Origin of the sequence: Pseudomonas syringae group sp. 243L2 (assembly GCF_032587875.1) — a bacterium.
GTDB classification, from domain to species: Bacteria; Pseudomonadota; Gammaproteobacteria; order Pseudomonadales; family Pseudomonadaceae; genus Aquipseudomonas; species Aquipseudomonas amygdali.
This window is the reverse complement of sequence record NZ_JAWHPL010000019.1, coordinates 1-19,499: the sequence shown is the minus strand read 5'-3', so window position 1 is coordinate 19,499 and position 19,499 is coordinate 1. Positions and strand designations below refer to the sequence as shown.

Annotated in this window: 15 protein-coding genes and 4 tRNA genes; all 19 read right to left on the bottom strand. The window is 54.8% G+C overall.

Features of this window, described 5'->3' with window-relative positions; translation table 11 throughout:
- Positions 1-110: 110 nt before the first annotated feature.
- Complete coding sequence (gene tuf, locus RYB66_RS10395) at positions 111-1,304, bottom strand: elongation factor Tu (protein WP_003369027.1); 1,194 nt, start codon at positions 1,302-1,304, stop codon at positions 111-113.
- Between the two features lie 31 nt (positions 1,305-1,335).
- Entirely contained in the window at positions 1,336-3,441 is a 2,106-nt protein-coding gene (fusA, locus tag RYB66_RS10390) for an elongation factor G (RefSeq protein WP_004666356.1), read from the bottom strand.
- A 30-nt stretch (positions 3,442-3,471) separates the two neighbouring features.
- On the bottom strand, positions 3,472-3,942 hold the full coding sequence (gene rpsG, locus RYB66_RS10385) for a 30S ribosomal protein S7 (protein WP_002555493.1): 471 nt from the start codon (positions 3,940-3,942) through the stop codon (positions 3,472-3,474).
- A 122-nt stretch (positions 3,943-4,064) separates the two neighbouring features.
- Entirely contained in the window at positions 4,065-4,436 is a 372-nt protein-coding gene (gene rpsL / locus RYB66_RS10380) for a 30S ribosomal protein S12 (protein ID WP_002555494.1), read from the bottom strand.
- 198 nt (positions 4,437-4,634) lie between these two features.
- Positions 4,635-8,834, bottom strand: a complete 4,200-nt coding sequence (gene rpoC / locus RYB66_RS10375; RefSeq protein ID WP_002555495.1) for a DNA-directed RNA polymerase subunit beta' — start codon at positions 8,832-8,834, stop codon at positions 4,635-4,637.
- Positions 8,835-8,898: 64 nt separating this feature from the next.
- Positions 8,899-12,972: a DNA-directed RNA polymerase subunit beta gene (gene rpoB, locus RYB66_RS10370; RefSeq protein ID WP_003317110.1), complete on the bottom strand. Its 4,074-nt coding sequence runs from the start codon at positions 12,970-12,972 to the stop codon at positions 8,899-8,901.
- A 221-nt stretch (positions 12,973-13,193) separates the two neighbouring features.
- Positions 13,194-13,559, bottom strand: a complete 366-nt coding sequence (rplL, locus tag RYB66_RS10365) for a 50S ribosomal protein L7/L12 (RefSeq protein WP_002555497.1) — start codon at positions 13,557-13,559, stop codon at positions 13,194-13,196.
- Between the two features lie 79 nt (positions 13,560-13,638).
- A complete protein-coding gene (rplJ, locus tag RYB66_RS10360) occupies positions 13,639-14,139 on the bottom strand; it encodes a 50S ribosomal protein L10 (protein ID WP_003431816.1) in 501 nt (166 codons plus the stop codon).
- A 201-nt stretch (positions 14,140-14,340) separates the two neighbouring features.
- On the bottom strand, positions 14,341-15,036 hold the full coding sequence (gene rplA, locus RYB66_RS10355) for a 50S ribosomal protein L1 (RefSeq protein WP_002555499.1): 696 nt from the start codon (positions 15,034-15,036) through the stop codon (positions 14,341-14,343).
- Positions 15,036-15,467, bottom strand: coding sequence for a 50S ribosomal protein L11 (rplK, locus tag RYB66_RS10350; RefSeq protein WP_002555500.1), 432 nt, complete (start codon positions 15,465-15,467; stop codon positions 15,036-15,038). The genes rplA and rplK overlap by 1 nt, the downstream gene beginning before the upstream one ends.
- A gap of 118 nt (positions 15,468-15,585) precedes the next feature.
- Positions 15,586-16,119 (bottom strand): transcription termination/antitermination protein NusG, encoded by a 534-nt coding sequence (gene nusG, locus RYB66_RS10345; RefSeq protein WP_002555501.1) that lies wholly within the window; start codon positions 16,117-16,119, stop codon positions 15,586-15,588.
- A 9-nt stretch (positions 16,120-16,128) separates the two neighbouring features.
- On the bottom strand, positions 16,129-16,497 hold the full coding sequence (gene secE / locus RYB66_RS10340) for a preprotein translocase subunit SecE (RefSeq protein ID WP_002555502.1): 369 nt from the start codon (positions 16,495-16,497) through the stop codon (positions 16,129-16,131).
- A 46-nt stretch (positions 16,498-16,543) separates the two neighbouring features.
- Positions 16,544-16,619: transfer RNA gene (locus RYB66_RS10335), tRNA-Trp, on the bottom strand.
- Positions 16,620-16,784: 165 nt separating this feature from the next.
- Positions 16,785-16,860: transfer RNA gene (locus tag RYB66_RS10330), tRNA-Thr, on the bottom strand.
- A gap of 26 nt (positions 16,861-16,886) precedes the next feature.
- Positions 16,887-16,960, bottom strand: a tRNA-Gly gene (locus tag RYB66_RS10325).
- A gap of 24 nt (positions 16,961-16,984) precedes the next feature.
- Positions 16,985-17,069, bottom strand: a tRNA-Tyr gene (locus RYB66_RS10320).
- A gap of 142 nt (positions 17,070-17,211) precedes the next feature.
- Complete coding sequence (locus tag RYB66_RS10315) at positions 17,212-17,640, bottom strand: hypothetical protein (protein WP_005745989.1); 429 nt, start codon at positions 17,638-17,640, stop codon at positions 17,212-17,214.
- Between the two features lie 7 nt (positions 17,641-17,647).
- Positions 17,648-18,397, bottom strand: coding sequence for a pantothenate kinase (locus tag RYB66_RS10310; RefSeq protein WP_005781959.1), 750 nt, complete (start codon positions 18,395-18,397; stop codon positions 17,648-17,650).
- Positions 18,387-19,346 (bottom strand): bifunctional biotin--[acetyl-CoA-carboxylase] ligase/biotin operon repressor BirA, encoded by a 960-nt coding sequence (gene birA, locus RYB66_RS10305; protein WP_316894349.1) that lies wholly within the window; start codon positions 19,344-19,346, stop codon positions 18,387-18,389. The genes RYB66_RS10310 and birA overlap by 11 nt, the downstream gene beginning before the upstream one ends.
- Between the last annotated feature and the right edge of the window lie 153 nt (positions 19,347-19,499).

Below are 19,499 nucleotides of genomic sequence, written 5' to 3'. Positions count from 1 at the left end.
GAGCGCAATACGCCCGTTAAAAGGAGGCGCAATTCTATAGACGACCTCACTAGGTGTCAACCCAATAAAAAAGCCCCCGCGTTGCGGGGGCTCTTTTTGGGAATCAACGCTTACGCGATGATTTTGGCCACGACGCCAGCGCCGACGGTACGACCGCCTTCACGGATTGCGAAACGCAGACCATCTTCCATTGCGATTGGCTTGATCAGGGTAACGGAAACTTTAACGTTATCACCTGGCATAACCATTTCTACGCCTTCCGGCAGTTCGCAGCTACCAGTTACGTCGGTAGTACGGAAGTAGAACTGTGGACGGTAGCCTTTGAAGAACGGAGTGTGACGACCGCCTTCTTCTTTGCTCAGAACGTAGATTTCAGCTTCGAACTGAGTGTGCGGCTTGACGGTACCTGGCTTGACCAGAACCTGGCCACGCTCAACGTCGTCACGCTTGGTACCACGCAGCAGAACGCCGCAGTTCTCGCCAGCACGACCTTCGTCGAGCAACTTACGGAACATTTCAACACCGGTGCAGGTGGTGACGGTAGTGTCACGCAGACCAACGATTTCCAGTGGATCCTGAACCTTGACGATACCGCGCTCAATACGACCAGTCACAACAGTACCGCGACCGGAGATCGAGAACACGTCTTCGATTGGCATCAGGAACGGCTTGTCGGTCAGACGAACTGGTTCTGGAATGTAGGAGTCCAGTGTTTCAACCAGTTTACGAACGGCAGTGGTGCCCATTTCGTTGTCGTCTTTACCTTCCAGAGCCATACGAGCAGAACCGATGATGATCGGAGTGTCGTCGCCTGGGAAGTCGTAAGTGCTCAGCAGATCGCGCACTTCCATCTCAACCAGTTCCAGCAGCTCAGCGTCGTCTACCAGGTCAGCCTTGTTCAGGAAAACCACGATGTACGGAACGCCAACCTGACGGGACAGCAGGATGTGCTCACGGGTTTGTGGCATCGGACCATCAGCGGCCGAACAAACCAGAATCGCGCCGTCCATCTGGGCAGCACCGGTGATCATGTTCTTCACGTAGTCAGCGTGACCTGGGCAGTCAACGTGAGCGTAGTGACGGATCAACGATTTGTATTCAACGTGCGCGGTATTGATGGTAATACCACGAGCTTTCTCTTCCGGTGCGCTGTCGATCTTGTCGAATTCAACAGCAGCCGAACCGAAAACTTCGGAGCAGACGCGAGTCAGAGCAGCGGTCAGCGTGGTTTTACCGTGGTCAACGTGACCAATGGTGCCAACGTTGACGTGCGGGAGGGAACGATCAAATTTTTCTTTAGCCACGACAAATAACTCCTAGCCTAAAGGCGCTGAATCAGCCTTGTTTTTTGGTTACAGTTTCGACGATGTGCGACGGAGCTGTATTGTATTTTTTGAATTCCATAGAGTAGCTTGCGCGACCCTGAGACATGGAGCGAACGTCGGTCGCATAACCGAACATCTCACCCAACGGAACCTCGGCACGAATTACTTTGCCGGAAACCGTATCTTCCATACCCAGGATCATGCCGCGACGGCGGTTAAGGTCGCCCATCACGTCACCCATATAGTCTTCAGGCGTAACAACCTCTACCGCCATGATCGGCTCAAGCAACTCACCACCGCCCTTCTGGGCCAGTTGCTTGGTCGCCATGGAAGCAGCCACCTTAAACGCCATCTCGTTCGAGTCGACGTCATGGTAGGAACCATCAAACACGGTAGCCTTCAGGCCGATCAGCGGATAGCCGGCAACAACGCCGTTCTTCATCTGCTCTTCGATACCCTTCTGGATAGCCGGGATGTATTCCTTGGGAACAACACCACCTACCACTTCGTTTACGAATTGCAGACCTTCCTGACCTTCGTCAGCAGGTGCAAAACGGATCCAGCAGTGACCGAACTGGCCACGACCGCCGGATTGACGAACGAACTTGCCTTCGATTTCACAATTCTTCGTGATGCGCTCACGATAGGAAACCTGAGGCTTGCCGATGTTGGCTTCGACGTTGAACTCACGGCGCATCCGGTCAACCAGGATGTCCAGGTGCAGCTCGCCCATGCCAGAGATGATCGTTTGACCAGTCTCTTCATCAGTCTTGACGCGGAAAGAAGGGTCTTCCTGAGCAAGTTTGCCCAGAGCGATACCCATTTTTTCCTGGTCATCCTTGGTTTTTGGCTCAACGGCAACCGAAATAACCGGCTCCGGGAAGTCCATGCGAACCAGGATGATTGGCTTGTCAGCGTTGCACAAGGTCTCACCAGTGGTGACGTCCTTCATGCCGATCAAGGCCGCGATGTCACCAGCGCGAACTTCCTTGATTTCTTCGCGGGCGTTTGCGTGCATTTGCACCATACGACCCACACGCTCTTTCTTGCCTTTCACCGAGTTGATCACGCCGTCGCCGGATGCCAACACGCCCGAGTAAACGCGGACGAAAGTCAAGGTACCCACGAATGGGTCGGTAGCGATCTTGAACGCCAAAGCCGAGAACGGCTCGTTGTCGTCTGCATGACGCTCCATCAGGACTTCTTCGTTATCAGGATCGGAACCCTTGATAGCTGGAATGTCGGTCGGAGCCGGCAGGTAGTCGATCACGGCGTCGAGAACCAGGGGAACACCCTTGTTCTTGAAGGAAGAACCGCAAACAGCAAGAACGATCTCACCAGCGATAGTACGCTGACGCAGAGCGGCCTTGATTTCCTCGTTGGTGAGCTCTTCACCTTCGAGGTACTTGTTCATCAGCTCTTCGCTGGCTTCGGCAGCAGCCTCAACCATGTTGCTGCGCCACTCGTCAGCCAGTTCCTGCAGTTCAGCAGGGATAGGCTCACGACGTGGAACCATACCCTTGTCGGCATCATTCCAGTAAACAGCTTCCATGGACATCAGATCGATCTGACCCTGGAAGTTGTCCTCGGCACCAATGGCCAACTGAATCGGCACCGGGGTGTGGCCCAGACGCTGCTTGATCTGAGCGATCACGCGCAGAAAGTTTGCACCAGCACGGTCCATCTTGTTCACGTAAACGATACGTGGAACACCGTACTTGTTGGCCTGACGCCATACGGTTTCGGACTGCGGCTCTACACCGGAAGTGCCACAGAACACAACGACCGCGCCGTCGAGTACACGCAGGGAACGCTCAACTTCAATGGTGAAGTCAACGTGGCCCGGGGTGTCAATAACGTTGAAACGGTATTGGTCTTTGTGTTGCTTCTCGGAACCCTGCCAAAAGGCAGTAATAGCAGCAGAAGTAATGGTAATACCACGCTCCTGCTCCTGAACCATCCAGTCCGTGGTCGCGGCGCCGTCATGCACCTCGCCCATTTTGTGGCTTTTGCCGGTGTAAAAAAGGACGCGCTCGGTGGTGGTGGTTTTACCAGCATCCACGTGAGCAACGATACCAATGTTACGGTAGCGGCCAATCGGAGTAGTACGAGCCATAAAGCCCTCGCAAAATTAGTGACGCTGAAATTAGAAGCGGTAGTGCGAGAAAGCCTTGTTGGCCTCAGCCATACGGTGCACGTCTTCACGCTTCTTGACCGCAGCACCTTTACCTTCGGCGGCGTCCAGCAGTTCGCCAGCCAAACGCAGCGCCATTGACTTCTCACCGCGCTTGCGCGCGAAGTCTACCAGCCAACGCATTGCCAGAGCATTACGACGGGACGGACGAACTTCGACAGGAACCTGGTAAGTGGCACCGCCTACACGGCGCGACTTTACTTCGACCAGCGGAGCGATGGCGTCGAGAGCTTTCTCGAAGATTTCCAGGGGGTCGCTGTTCTTGCGTTCTTTAACCTTTTCCAGCGCGCCATAAACGATACGCTCGGCAACGGCTTTCTTGCCGCTTTCCATAACGTGGTTCATGAACTTGGCCAGGATCTGGCTGCCGTATTTTGGATCGTCAAGCACTTCGCGCTTGGCTGCTACGCGTCTTCTTGGCATGGATAAGCCCTCAAACGGTCTTCAGGTTAGCTCGGGACCACCATCCTGCAAGGGATGCGCCCGACCTTACTCTTATCGACTCAGAAAAATAGAAATCTGCAATTTCACACAGAAGCCAAAAACTACTTAGGCTTCTTGGTACCGTATTTCGAGCGACCCTGGTTCCGGCCTTTAACGCCGGAAGTATCCAGAGAACCACGAACGGTGTGATAACGAACACCTGGCAAGTCTTTTACACGACCGCCACGGATCAGTACCACGCTGTGCTCTTGCAGGTTGTGACCTTCACCACCGATGTACGAGGAAACCTCGAAACCGTTGGTCAGGCGCACACGGCAGACTTTACGCAATGCCGAGTTAGGTTTTTTCGGCGTGGTGGTATACACACGAGTGCACACACCGCGACGTTGCGGGCAGTTCTGCAGCGCAGGCACGTCGGATTTCTCGACGATACGCTTACGCGGCTGACGTACCAGCTGGTTGATAGTTGCCATCTACTAGCTCCACTGTTGTCTTGCGACGCTATTGTCTTACAAGAAAAGCAAATGACAGGGCACAAGCCCCGCCAAATTTAGGGGTACAAGAGTCTAAAGAGGATCCCGCCCCCAGTCAAGACAAAGCCCCGACATCCTCAAGAGGCAAACAACACGAAAACGTGCTGTCTGCCAGATGAAAATGCCGAGGCTTTAGTCTCAATTACCGCTGGAGTTCAACGCTTCCGTCAGAGCGGCTTCTACTTCGCTCGCGCTGACACGGGTCGGTTTGTCCATTTCACGACGACGCTTGCGCTCGCTGTGATAAGCCAGACCGGTACCGGCCGGGATCAGACGACCCACAACCACGTTTTCCTTCAGGCCGCGCAGATAATCGCGCTTGCCAGTCACAGCCGCCTCGGTCAGCACGCGGGTTGTCTCCTGGAAGGAGGCCGCGGAGATGAACGACTCGGTGGACAGCGATGCCTTGGTGATACCCAGCAACACGCGAGTGAACTTGGAGACAAACTTGTCTTCCGTGCTCAGACGCTCGTTTTCTACCAGTACGTGAGTCAATTCCATCTGGTCACCCTTGATGAAACTGGAATCGCCAGACTCGGCAATTTCAACCTTGCGCAGCATCTGACGCAGAATCGTCTCGATGTGCTTGTCGTTGATCTTCACGCCTTGCAGACGGTATACATCCTGAATCTCGTTAACGATGTACTTGGCCAGCGCACTCACACCCAGCAGACGCAGGATGTCGTGTGGATCGCTAGGACCGTCGGAGATAACTTCGCCGCGGTTCACTTGTTCGCCTTCGAAGACGTTCAGGTGACGCCACTTCGGAATCAGCTCTTCGTACGGATCGCTACCGTCGTTCGGGGTAATGACCAGACGGCGCTTGCCCTTGGTCTCTTTACCGAATGCGATGGTACCGCTGACTTCTGCAAGGATCGACGCCTCTTTCGGACGACGGGCTTCGAACAGGTCGGCAACACGCGGCAGACCACCGGTGATGTCACGAGTCTTCGAAGTTTCCTGCGGAATACGAGCGATAACATCACCGATCGCGATCTGCGCACCGTCAGCCACACCGACCAGGGCGTTGGCCGGCAGGAAGTACTGAGCAGGTACGTCAGTACCCGGCAACAGCAGATCCTTGCCATCCAGACCGACCATCTTCACAGCAGGACGGATGTCCTTGCCGGCAGCCGGACGGTCTTTGGCGTCAAGCACTTCAATGTTGGTCATACCGGTCAACTCGTCTGTCTGACGCTTGATCGTGATGCCTTCTTCCATGCCGACGTAGGTAACAGTACCTTTCATCTCGGTAACGATTGGGTGAGTGTGCGGATCCCACTTGGCCACGATCGAACCAGCGTCGACCTTGTCGCCTTCCTTCACCGAAATCACTGCACCGTATGGCAGCTTGTAACGCTCACGCTCGCGACCGAAGTCATCAGCGATGGCCAGCTCACCGGAGCGGGATACCGCAACCAGGTGACCGTCAACACGCTCAACATGCTTCAGGTTGTGAAGACGGACAGTACCGCCATTCTTCACCTGAACGCTGTCGGCTGCCGAGGTCCGGCTTGCCGCACCACCAATGTGGAACGTACGCATTGTCAGCTGGGTACCCGGCTCACCGATCGACTGTGCAGCGATTACGCCGACAGCTTCACCGATGTTAACCTGGTGACCGCGAGCCAGGTCGCGACCGTAGCACTTGGCACAGATGCCGTAGCGCGTCTCACAGCTGATTGGCGAGCGAACGATTACTTCGTCGATGCTGTTCAGCTCGATGAACTCGACCCACTTCTCGTCTACCAGTGTGCCAGCAGGAACGATGACGTCTTCTGTGCCCGGCTTGAACACGTCACGGGCGATAACTCGACCCAGTACGCGCTCACCCAGCGGCTCTACAACGTCACCGCCTTCAATGTGCGGAGTCATCAGCAGACCGTGCTCGGTACCGCAATCCACCTCGGTAACGACCAGATCCTGAGCAACGTCTACCAGACGGCGAGTCAGATAACCGGAGTTAGCGGTTTTCAGTGCGGTATCCGCAAGACCCTTACGAGCACCGTGAGTGGAGATGAAGTACTGAAGTACGCTCAAACCTTCACGGAAGTTCGCAGTGATCGGCGTTTCGATGATGGAGCCGTCAGGCTTGGCCATCAGACCACGCATACCAGCCAACTGACGAATCTGGGCAGCAGAACCACGAGCACCGGAGTCAGCCATCATGTACATCGAGTTGAAGGATTCCTGGTCAACTTCGACGCCATGACGATCGATGACCTTCTCTTTCGAGAGGTTCGACATCATTGCCTTGGACACTTCGTCGTTGGCCTTGGACCAGAGGTCGATCACCTTGTTGTACTTCTCGCCCTGGGTTACCAGGCCGGAGGCGTACTGACTTTCGATCTCTTTAACTTCTTCGGTGGCCGCGTCGATGATGCGAGCTTTTTCATCCGGGATAACGAAGTCGTTAACGCCGATGGAAACACCCGAAATGGTCGAGTAGGCAAAACCGGTGTACATCAACTGGTCAGCGAAGATCACGGTCTCTTTCAAACCAACCACGCGGTAGCACTGGTTGATCAGCTTGGAGATCGCCTTCTTCTTCATGGGCTGGTTGACGACGTCGTAGGACAGGCCGGCCGGAACCACCTGGAACAGCAGCGCACGGCCGACAGTGGTGTCGACGATACGGGTGTTCTTGACGCTGCCACCGTCACGGTCGTTGACCGTTTCGTGGATACGAACCTTGACCTTGGCATGCAGAGCCGCTTCGCCGGCGCGGAATACGCGGTCGACTTCCTGCAGGTCCGCAAACACACGACCTTCGCCCTTGGCGTTGATCGCTTCACGAGTCATGTAATACAGACCCAGTACAACGTCCTGCGAAGGAACGATGATTGGCTCACCGTTGGCTGGCGACAGAATGTTGTTGGTCGACATCATCAGTGCACGCGCTTCGAGCTGAGCTTCCAGCGTCAAAGGTACGTGAACGGCCATCTGGTCGCCGTCGAAGTCGGCGTTGTACGCAGCACAGACCAGCGGGTGCAGCTGAATAGCCTTACCTTCGATCAGTACTGGTTCAAACGCCTGGATACCCAGACGGTGAAGAGTTGGCGCGCGGTTCAGAAGCACCGGGTGTTCGCGAATTACTTCAGCAAGAACGTCCCAGACCTCTGGCAGCTCGCGCTCGACCATCTTCTTGGCAGCTTTGATGGTCGTGGCCAGGCCACGCATTTCCAGCTTGCCGAAGATGAATGGCTTGAACAGCTCGAGAGCCATTTTTTTCGGCAGACCGCACTGGTGCAGACGCAGGGTCGGACCTACGGTAATTACCGAACGGCCCGAGTAGTCAACGCGCTTACCGAGCAAGTTCTGACGGAAACGACCCTGCTTACCCTTGATCATGTCAGCCAGGGACTTCAGAGGACGCTTGTTCGAACCTGTGATCGCACGACCGCGACGACCGTTGTCGAGCAGAGCATCGACCGCTTCCTGCAGCATGCGCTTTTCGTTGCGCACGATGATGTCGGGAGCAGACAGATCCAGCAGACGCTTCAGACGGTTGTTACGGTTGATCACTCGACGATACAGATCGTTGAGGTCGGACGTCGCGAAACGGCCACCGTCAAGCGGAACCAGAGGACGCAGATCTGGCGGCAGAACCGGCAGAACGGTCAGCACCATCCACTCAGGGAGGTTGCCGGAACCCTGGAAGGCTTCCATCAATTTCAGACGCTTGGACAGCTTCTTGATTTTGGTTTCGGAATTGGTTTGCGGAATTTCTTCACGCAGACGGCCAATTTCGTGCTCCAGATCAATAGCGTGCAGCAGTTCGCGGACAGCCTCGGCACCCATGCGGGCGTCGAAGTCATCACCGAACTCTTCGAGGGCTTCGAAGTATTGCTCGTCGTTCAGCAGCTGACCTTTTTCAAGGGTAGTCATGCCTGGATCGATAACGACATAGCTCTCGAAGTAGAGAACACGTTCGATATCACGCAGGGTCATGTCCATCAGCAAACCGATACGGGACGGCAGCGATTTCAGGAACCAGATGTGAGCAACCGGCGAAGCCAGCTCGATGTGAGCCATGCGCTCGCGACGAACCTTGGCCAGTGCTACTTCAACACCGCATTTTTCGCAGATGACACCGCGGTGCTTCAGGCGCTTGTACTTACCGCACAGGCACTCGTAATCTTTTACCGGGCCAAAGATCTTGGCGCAGAACAGACCGTCACGCTCAGGCTTGAACGTACGGTAGTTAATGGTTTCCGGCTTTTTAACTTCACCGAACGACCAAGAGCGGATCATCTCAGGCGATGCAAGTCCGATACGGATTGCGTCGAACTCTTCGACTTGACCCTGGTTTTTCAGCAAATTCAGTAGGTCTTTCAAGGCTTTTCCTCCTGGCGGAGCAGGGAGCAGGCAATACCGCCCTGCCCCCGATTCGCGTCACGTGTTATTCGGTTTCCAGATCGATATCGATACCGAGCGAACGGATTTCTTTGATCAACACGTTGAAAGACTCGGGCATGCCCGGCTCCATACGGTGATCGCCGTCCACGATGTTTTTGTACATCTTGGTACGACCGTTCACATCGTCCGACTTCACTGTGAGCATTTCCTGCAGAGTGTACGCCGCGCCGTATGCTTCCAGCGCCCACACTTCCATCTCCCCGAAACGCTGACCACCGAACTGTGCCTTACCACCCAGCGGCTGCTGGGTAACCAGGCTGTACGAACCAGTGGAACGCGCGTGCATCTTGTCGTCCACCAAGTGGTTCAGCTTCAGCATGTACATGTAGCCAACCGTTACAGCACGTTCAAACTTGTTGCCGGTACGACCGTCGAACAGCTGCATCTGGCCGCTTTCCGGCATATCTGCCAGCTTGAGCATTGCCTTGATTTCGCTTTCCTTGGCACCGTCGAAAACCGGGGTAGCCATCGGTACGCCGTTACGCAGGTTCTTCGCGAGGTCCAGAATCTCGTTGTCGGTGAGGTCTTCCAGAGACTCCTGACGACCGCCGATTTCGTTATAGATCTCGTTGAGGAACTTACGCAGCTCAGCAACTTTACGCTGCTCTTCAAGCATGCGGTTGATCTTCTCGCCCAGACCTTTGGCCGCGAGGCCCAGGTGAGTTTCGAGAATCTGACCAACGTTCATACGCGAAGGTACGCCCAGCGGGTTGAGGACGATATCGACCGGCGTGCCATTGGCATCGTGCGGCATGTCTTCAACCGGCATGATCACGGAGACCACACCCTTGTTACCGTGACGACCGGCCATCTTGTCGCCCGGCTGGATGCGACGACGGATTGCCAGGTAGACCTTGACGATTTTCAGAACGCCTGGAGCCAGGTCATCGCCTTGCTGCAGTTTGCGTTTCTTGTCTTCGAACTTGTCATCCAGAAGACGGCGACGATCAACGATGTAGGCCTGAGCTTTCTCAAGCTGCTCATTCAGAGCATCTTCAGCCATGCGCAGCTTGAACCACTGACCATGCTCAAGACCATCAAGCACTTCGTTGGTGATTTCCTGACCTTTCTTGAGGCCAGCACCGCCTTCGGCTACACGACCCACCAGCGCAGAGCGCAGACGTTCGAAAGTAGCGCCTTCGACAATACGGAACTCTTCGTTCAGATCCTTACGGATCTCGTCGAGTTGCGACTTCTCGATGGACAGGGCACGCGCATCACGCTCGACGCCATCACGGGTGAAGACCTGAACGTCAATGACAGTACCCTTGGTGCCGGTCGGCACGCGCAGGGAAGTATCTTTAACGTCGCTGGCTTTCTCACCGAAAATCGCGCGCAACAGTTTTTCTTCCGGAGTCAGCTGGGTCTCGCCTTTCGGAGTGACCTTGCCCACCAGGATGTCGCCGGCGCCAACCTCGGCACCTACATAAACGATACCGGCTTCGTCCAGCTTGTTCAGAGCCGCTTCACCCACGTTCGGGATGTCGGCGGTGATCTCTTCAGGCCCAAGCTTGGTGTCACGAGCCACACAGGTCAGTTCCTGAATGTGGATCGTTGTGAAGCGGTCTTCTTGAACTACACGCTCGGAGAGGCAGATGGAGTCTTCGAAGTTGAAACCGTTCCAGGCCATGAACGCGATGCGCATGTTCTGACCCAGAGCCAGCTCACCCATATCGGTGGACGGACCGTCGGCCATGATGTCGCTACGCTGAACACGGTCACCCTTGCTGACCAGCGGACGCTGGTTGATGCAGGTGTTCTGGTTCGAACGGGTGTATTTGGTCAGGTTGTAGATGTCTACACCTGCCTCACCTGTTTCTACTTCGTCATCGGCAACGCGAACAACGATACGGCTGGCGTCGACAGAGTCGATCACGCCGCCACGACGAGCCACGACGCAAACGCCGGAGTCGCGAGCAACGTTGCGCTCCATGCCAGTACCTACCAGCGGCTTGTCGGCACGCAGGGTCGGTACAGCCTGACGCTGCATGTTCGAACCCATCAATGCGCGGTTGGCGTCATCGTGCTCGAGGAACGGGATCAGCGATGCGGCTACCGACACAACCTGCTTGGGCGAAACGTCCATCAGGGTGACATCGGCTGGTGCCTTGACGGTGAATTCGTTCAAGTGACGCACAGCAACCAGCTCGTCGATCAGCTCTTGCTTGTCGTTCATTGCAGCCGAAGCCTGAGCAATGACGTGGTCCGCTTCTTCGATCGCCGAAAGGAAAACGATTTCTTCGGTTACCAGACCTTCCTTGACCACACGGTACGGGCTCTCAAGGAAGCCGTACTGGTTGGTGCGAGCATAAGCCGCCAAGGAGTTGATCAGACCGATGTTCGGACCTTCAGGCGTCTCGATCGGGCAAACACGGCCGTAGTGAGTCGGGTGAACGTCTCGAACTTCAAAGCCAGCACGCTCACGAGTCAGACCGCCAGGGCCGAGTGCAGAAACACGGCGCTTGTGAGTGATCTCGGACAGCGGGTTGTTCTGGTCCATGAACTGGGAAAGCTGGCTGGAACCGAAGAATTCCTTGACCGCCGCCGCAACAGGCTTGGCGTTGATCAGGTCCTGAGGCATCAGGCCTTCGCTTTCTGCCATGGACAGGCGCTCTTTGACAGCGCGCTCGACACGGACCAGACCTACACGGAACTGGTTCTCGGCCATCTCACCAACGCAACGAACGCGACGGTTACCGAGGTGGTCGATGTCATCGACGATGCCTTTGCCGTTACGGATGTCAACGAGGGTCTTGAGGACCGCTACGATGTCTTCCTTGCACAGCACGCCCGAGCCTTCGATTTCGGTACGACCGATACGACGGTTGAACTTCATCCGGCCTACAGCAGACAGGTCGTAACGCTCAGGACTGAAGAACAGGTTGTTGAACAGTGTTTCAGCGGCATCCTTGGTTGGCGGCTCGCCAGGACGCATCATGCGATAGATCTCGACCAGCGCTTCCAGTTGGTTGCTGGTGGAGTCGATCTTCAGCGTGTCAGAGACGAACGGACCGCAGTCGATGTCGTTGGTGTACAACGTTTCGATGCGAACGACCTGAGCCTTGGCGATCTTGGCCAGGATTTCAGTGTTCAGCTCGGTGTTGCACTCGGCAATGATCTCACCGGTTGCCGGATGCACGATGACCTTGGCAGTAGTACGACCCAGGACGTAGTCCAGAGGTACTTCCAGCTCTTTGATCCCGGCCTTTTCCAGCTGGTTGATGTGACGAGCGGTAATACGGCGACCCTGCTCGACAATGACCTTGCCCTTGTCGTCCAGAATATCCAGAACGGCAATTTCACCACGCAGGCGCTGAGGCACCAGTTCCAGGCTCAGGTTTTCGCCGCGCACATGGAATACGTTGGTGGTGTAGAAAGCATCAAGCACTTGCTCGGTGGTATAACCCAGAGCGCGCAGAAGTACGGACGCAGGCAGCTTGCGACGACGGTCGATACGGACGAATACGCAGTCTTTCGGATCGAACTCGAAGTCCAGCCACGAACCGCGGTAAGGAATGATACGAGCGGAGTAAAGCAGCTTACCGGAGCTGTGCGTCTTGCCACGGTCGTGGTCGAAGAATACGCCAGGCGAGCGGTGAAGCTGAGACACGATAACGCGCTCGGTGCCATTGATTACAAAGGTACCGTTTTCAGTCATCAGGGGGATTTCACCCATGTAGACTTCTTGCTCTTTGATGTCCTTGATCGCTTTGTTCGACGATTCTTTGTCGAAAATGATCAGACGGACCTTGACCCGCAGAGGTACTGCGTAAGTCACACCGCGCAGCACGCATTCCTTGACATCAAATGCCGGTTCGCCCAAGCGATAACCTACATACTCCAGCGCAGCATTGCCGGAGTAGCTGATGATCGGGAAAACGGATTTGAAGGCTGCATGCAGACCGACGTCGCGGAACTGATCTTTGGTCGCTCCCGCCTGCAGGAATTCGCGATACGAATCCAGCTGGATGGCCAAGAGATACGGCACATCCATTACGTCCGGCAACTTGCTAAAGTCCTTGCGGATACGTTTTTTCTCAGTATATGAGTAAGCCATCAGCGTTCCCCAGCTTGGTCACCTGCTTGTTTGGCTCCCTCCCGACGGAAGCAGCCAGAAAATCTTGCAAACCCCTTGGTTTGCGCCACCGCCATCGGTGGATACAGCACATTACAAACGTTGACAGCGCCAATCGTCTATAACGGAAAAAGGCCGGTGGCAAAAGCCACCAGCCATCAGCCTTTCGCTAATCGCGTGGGCTGGACACTCAAAGTCGATGCTTATTTCAGCTCGACTTTAGCGCCTGCTTCTTCCAGAGTAGCTTTGGCTTTGTCAGCTGCGTCTTTGGCAACAGCTTCCAGAACCATTGCTGGCGCGCCGTCAACGACTGCCTTGGCTTCTTTCAGGCCCAGACCGGTCAGTTCACGTACTGCCTTGATCACGTTAACTTTCTTCTCGCCAGCTTCCAGCAGCATGACGTTGAATTCAGTTTGTTCTTCAACAACAGCAGCAGCAACAGCTGGACCAGCCGAACCGGCAGCAGCGGTAACGCCGAACTTCTCTTCGAACGCCTTGATCAGCTCTACAACCTGCAGAACGGACATTTCAGCTACGGCGTTAAGGATATCGTCTTGAGAGATGGACATGACTCAATTTCCTGAATTGGGGGACGGCCTACGCGACCATCAAAATAAACAAAAATACGCGAAAAGATCTGACTCAGCCTTAGGCTGCAGCTGCTTCTTTTTGGTCGCGAACAGCCGCCAGAGTACGAGCCAACTTGCTGGTAGCGCCTTGAATCACGCTCATCAGCTGAGAAATTGCTTCGTCACGGGTCGGCAGGCTTGCCAGTACATCGATCTGATTAGCTGCGAGGAACTTGCCCTCGAACGCAGCTGCCTTGATCTCGAACTTGTCCTGACCTTTAGCGAATTCCTTGAACAGACGGGCAGCAGCGCCAGGATGTTCATTGGAGAACGCGATCAAGGTCGGGCCAGTGAACACGTCGTTGAGGACACTGAATTCAGTGTCAGCAACAGCGCGCTTGAGCAGGGTGTTACGTACAACACGTACGTAAACGCCAGCTTCACGAGCCTCTTTACGGAGTCCGGTCATTGCGCCAACCGTCACGCCACGGGCATCAGCCACGACAGCGGACAGACCAGCTTTGGCAGCCTCGTTGACTTCAGCGACGATGGCCTTCTTGTCTTCGAGTTTAATTGCCACGGGTTTAACTCCTGCTTGTTACCGTTTCATCCGACCGAAGCCAGATGTCGTTTTGGTGTCTGATTCGGTAAGGAACCGGGAGCACCATCTGCGTAGGCTTGTGGTTTAAGACTTGCGTCGCCTACGGTCTTGGATAGCCCCCGCCAGGCAGGGACCCCAATCTTTCAAACGGTACGGCATCAATCACCGTACCATTTTGTCTTACGCTTCCAACGAACCCTGGTCGATGACCAGGCCTGGGCCCATAGTGGTGCTCAGGGTGATGCGCTTGACGTAAATACCTTTCGAAGAAGCAGGCTTGATACGCTTCAGATCAGCGATCAGGGCTTCAACGTTTTCCTTCAGCTTGACAGCGTCAAAACCGACCTTGCCAACGGAAGTGTGGATGATGCCGTTTTTGTCGGTACGATAACGAACCTGACCAGCCTTGGCGTTCTTGACGGCGTTAGCAACGTCAGGAGTAACAGTGCCGACTTTCGGGTTTGGCATCAGACCGCGAGGACCGAGAACCTGACCCAGCTGACCCACAACGCGCATTGCGTCAGGGGAAGCGATAACGACGTCATAGTTCAGATCGCCAGCTTTCATTTCAGCGGCCAGATCGTCCATACCAACGCGGTCAGCACCGGCAGCCAGAGCAGCTTCAGCAGCAGGACCCTGGGTGAAAACTGCAACGCGTACAGTCTTACCGGTACCGTGGGGCAGAACAGTAGCGCTACGTACAACCTGGTCGGATTTACGAGGATCGACACCCAGGTTAACAGCAACGTCTACAGACTCGCTGAACTTGACAGTCGACAGCTCGGTCAGCAGAGCAGCAGCGTCTACGAAGTTGTAGGATTTACCAGCTTCGATCTTGCTGGCGATTGCCTTTTGACGCTTGGTCAGCTTAGCCATTACACACCCTCCACGTTAAGGCCCATGCTACGAGCGGAACCGGCGATGGTACGCACGGCCGCTTCCATGTCAGCTGCAGTCAGATCCGCATTTTTTGCTTTAGCGATATCTTCCAGCTGAGCACGAGTCACGGTGCCAACTTTAACGGTGTTCGGGCGAGCCGAGCCGCTGGTCAAGCCTGCAGCTTTCTTCAGCAGAACCGATGCAGGGGTACTTTTTGTTTCGAAAGTGAAGCTACGGTCGCTGTATACAGTGATGATCACTGGAGTCGGCAAGCCTGGTTCAATACCCTGAGTACGGGCGTTGAACGCTTTGCAGAATTCCATGATGTTCACACCGTGCTGACCCAGAGCAGGACCAACTGGCGGGCTTGGGTTAGCCTGAGCGGCTTTCACTTGCAGCTTGATGTATGCGGTTATCTTCTTGGCCATGAGGCACTCCAATTACGGGTTCAAGCGCCAATAAAGGCTCCCCGGTTACTTACGCGTATATCCCAGTGACGAAAAAACCCCACAGCCTTGGGCTGCGGGGTATGGGATTCCAGCTCAGTTATGCCTTTTCGACCTGACTGAACTCTAGCTCTACCGGGGTAGAGCGTCCGAAAATGAGCACCGCCACTTGAATCCGGCTCTTTTCGTAGTTAACTTCTTCAACCGTGCCATTGAAATCGGCGAACGGACCGTCGGTGACACGAACAACCTCACCCGGCTCGAACAGCGTTTTTGGCTTCGGCTTGTCGCTACCGTCAGCGACACGACGCAGAATTGCTTCTGCTTCTTTGTCAGTGATCGGAGCAGGCTTATCTGCGGTACCGCCGATGAAGCCCATGACACGCGGGGTGTCCTTGACCAAGTGCCAAGTACCCTCATTCATGTCCATCTGAACAAGCACATAACCTGGGAAGAACTTGCGTTCGCTTTTGCGTTTCTGGCCATTACGCATTTCAACCACTTCTTCAGTGGGAACCAGAATTTCGCCGAAGCCATCTTCCATGCCTGCCAGCTTCACACGCTCGATCAACGAGCGCATGACATGCTTCTCGTAACCCGAGTAAGCATGCACTACGTACCAACGCTTAGCCACGGGACACCCTTAGCCAACTATCAAGGAAACAAGCCAGCCGAGCAGGGAATCAAGCCCCCACAACAGCAACGCCATAACCAGCACAACTGCCACAACGATCAACGTGGTTTGAGTGGTTTCTTGGCGAGTAGGCCATACGACTTTACGAATCTCAGCGCGAGCTTCTTTCGCCAAAACGAAGAAGGCTTTACCCTTACCGGTCTGCAGCGCAACAAATGCAGCTGCAGCAGCAATCACAAGGAGAGCAAGAACGCGGTACAGGATCGGCTCAGCAGAATAATACTGATTACCGACAACACCCACGACAACCAAAACGACTACCAGGAGCCACTTCAGCATATCAAAGCGAGAGTCTGATGCTTCAGCCTTGGGATTCATCTACGGAGATCCTGTGAAAAGAAAGCCAGATTACATCTAGGAAATCTGGCAGGTCAGGAGGGAATCGAACCCCCAACCTACGGTTTTGGAGACCGTCGCTCTGCCAATTGAGCTACTGACCTAAAAGCAAAATCAGGCCGACCATTATGCGGACCTGACGAGAGTTTTTCAACACCTTATTCAGGGAGCGCCTTACAGGTGACGCACTCCGAACAAGCTTCAAGCGGATCACGCACAGCGCAACCACCTAAAACAAAGGCAGATATTTTCATATCTGCCTTTAGCAATGGAGCTCTTGAGCGGATTTGAACCGCTGACCTCACCCTTACCAAGGGTGTGCTCTACCAACTGAGCTACAAGAGCAAAACACAATGCATGAACCACAAACCTGGAGCGGGTAGCGGGAATCGAACCCGCATCATCAGCTTGGAAGGCTGAGGTTCTACCACTAAACTATACCCGCGCAATTTGCAGATCGCGCTAAATCTGGTGGAGGGGGAAGGATTCGAACCTTCGAAGTCGTAGACGTCAGATTTACAGTCTGATCCCTTTGGCCGCTCGGGAACCCCTCCTAAGCGAGGCAGCATTCTCAACTCATGCTGCCCTTCTGTCAACCTTTTTCTCAGTAAAAACCTGAGGTTACATGCGTTGACTACTACCACCCCGTTCGCGAGACTTTCACCTCGCTGCGAAGCGGGCGCCATTCTATGTAAACTACTCAGCAGTTGCAATGCCCTCGCACGACATTATTTGATTTTTTAATTGTGGGAAATCCTGACTCAATTGATTGATCACACCTGCCTCCACAAGACGTCGGCTTTCCGGGGCAATCCTTAACCAGTAGGCCGTCGCCCCATTCGTTTGCAGCGACTGAAATTGAGACTGGATATCCAGACTGTTCAAGCGCTGCTCCACCAGGCGAGCATCCTCTTGCCTCGCAAAGCCACCGACATACAGGCACTTCGTGTCGGCATCATGCGACATGCGCCCCGCATCCGACTCACTAAGCAGGCGAATATCCTGCTGAGGAGCGCGATGCAACGACAATGGCATGACCTCTTTAGCCCTGAGCGGAGCCTCCTGCTGATGCCAGAGGTAATAAAAGGCATTAAGCATCAACAGCAGAAGAAATAACCAACGCATAGAGACCTCAACGCAAAGGGCAGGCCAGAGCCAGACCCACGAAGACCAGATCAGGAACAATACGAGCCCCCGGCAGTACATCCGCAACCAGCGCAGCATCCCCGCCAGTCACAAAAATAGCAAAATCGTTGCCCCAGTACCCCTGCGCTATCTCAATCTGAGTCAATGCAAACCCACGAAGCATCAACGAGCAGCCGCGCTCTACGGCCTCTGCAGTTGCACGCCCTGGAACAAGACGGGCAAGGGCTTTTTCAGCCTCTGTGTCGTCATATCTGATGCGACGGGTATGAGTACGCAACTGATTGCGCATCAAGGGCATTCCAGGACAGATAAAGCCACCGAGATGCGCACCACCGGCGTCTACAAAATCAGACGTCACAGCAGTTCCCAGATCAATCACCAGGCACGCGCTTCTGGCGAGATGGTAAGCACCTACGAAAGCCAGCCAGCGGTCCAGCCCCAGACGCGCGAAGTCGTCATAGCCATTTATCACGCCAGCAAGCTCTTGAGCAGGTTCCGCGCAGACAGCCGCAACGGAAAAGGTGTCAGCCAGCAAAGAGACAAGCCTCGCCGTTTCTTCGGCACTACGCACACTCACCAGACGGCAGTCAGTGAATGATGTGTCAGGCAGATTACTCAAGTGCATCAGCAAGGCAGCATCGGAGTCCACAACGCCGCCGCTAATCACTGCCGCATCGTTCTTCGCAGTTATCCGCCACTTGATGAAGCTGTTGCCACAGTCGAGCTCAAGAATCATCTCGCAACCTCAGGCTGAGCTCGCCACCACTAAAGCTCTTCTCTACCCCATTCACTTCCAAACGCAACGCTCCAAGCGAGTCGACCCCCAACACTACCCCTTCAACTGCCTCAGCGCCTGAAAGCAATCTGACAGCAGCTCCCTGCCACAAATGTCCGCGCTCCCACTCATCCTGAAAAGCCACGAAGCCTTCTTTGCGATGAACTGCCAGAAGAGACTCAAGCTGACTGCTTATAAGGGCTGCAATCCGATTCCGATCAGCAAGGCTGCCCGTTTCGAGTCGAATCGACGTCCATAGCTGATCCACTTCGCTCGATGACCGCATGTTCACGTTCACCCCTATTCCGATGATCACATGACAAACGTCTGCCGGATCCCCAACAAGCTCGAGCAAAATGCCAGCAATCTTCTGTCTTCCGACCAGCACATCATTAGGCCATTTCAGGCCCGCGCCTTGAACCCCAATGTCGCGCAGTACGTTCATCACAGCCAATCCGACCAAAAGGCTGAGACCTTCCAGCTGACGCATTCCACCATCAATGCGCAGGACCAGACTGTAATAAAGGTTCTCGGCAAATGGACTTACCCACTTTCGACCCCGCCTCCCCCTTCCCGAGGTTTGCTGCTCGGCCACTACCAGTAAAGGCATGGGAGCTCCGTGAGCAATCAGACGCGTGGCCTCTGCATTGGTTGAGTCGATAGTGTCGTAAGTGCGTACAGACCAGTTGGCGGGGAATCCGCACTGAGCTATGCCAGCGGGGCTTAAAAGCGAAATAGGCGTTGCCAGTCGATAACCCCGTCCGCGCACTTTATGCACCTCTATGCCCAGGTCAGCTTCAAGCTGCTGAAGCTGCTTCCAGACCGCGCTGCGGCTTATGCCGAGGGCATTGCCTAATACCTGTCCAGAATGAAATGCACCATCGGCAAGAAGCTTTAACAAGGTCAGCATTTGGAGTCGCCCGGCAATGAGGCACGCATAATAGCCACGCAGAGGCATGCTGCATAGAAACGAAAACGTATTTTCATGGCAGCTTTTGTGCAGCAGAAAAACAAAAACCCTCAACGCGTAAGCGATGAGGGTTTCTGGAATTTAATCTTGACG

Excerpts from the sequence above, each read along its gene's own strand:
- rpoB (WP_003317110.1), bottom strand. The coding sequence starts at position 12,972 with ATGGCTTACTCATATACTGAGAAAAAACGTATCCGCAAGGACTTTAGC.
- rplA (WP_002555499.1), bottom strand. The coding sequence starts at position 15,036 with ATGGCTAAGCTGACCAAGCGTCAAAAGGCAATCGCCAGCAAGATCGAA.
- rplK (WP_002555500.1), bottom strand. The coding sequence starts at position 15,467 with ATGGCCAAGAAGATAACCGCATACATCAAGCTGCAAGTGAAAGCCGCT.
- birA (WP_316894349.1), bottom strand. The coding sequence starts at position 19,346 with ATGCTGACCTTGTTAAAGCTTCTTGCCGATGGTGCATTTCATTCTGGA.
- fusA (WP_004666356.1), bottom strand. The coding sequence starts at position 3,441 with ATGGCTCGTACTACTCCGATTGGCCGCTACCGTAACATTGGTATCGTT.
- rplL (WP_002555497.1), bottom strand. The coding sequence starts at position 13,559 with ATGTCCATCTCTCAAGACGATATCCTTAACGCCGTAGCTGAAATGTCC.
- RYB66_RS10315 (WP_005745989.1), bottom strand. The coding sequence starts at position 17,640 with ATGCGTTGGTTATTTCTTCTGCTGTTGATGCTTAATGCCTTTTATTAC.
- rpsG (WP_002555493.1), bottom strand. The coding sequence starts at position 3,942 with ATGCCAAGAAGACGCGTAGCAGCCAAGCGCGAAGTGCTTGACGATCCA.
- rpsL (WP_002555494.1), bottom strand. The coding sequence starts at position 4,436 with ATGGCAACTATCAACCAGCTGGTACGTCAGCCGCGTAAGCGTATCGTC.
- RYB66_RS10310 (WP_005781959.1), bottom strand. The coding sequence starts at position 18,397 with ATGATTCTTGAGCTCGACTGTGGCAACAGCTTCATCAAGTGGCGGATA.
- secE (WP_002555502.1), bottom strand. The coding sequence starts at position 16,497 with ATGAATCCCAAGGCTGAAGCATCAGACTCTCGCTTTGATATGCTGAAG.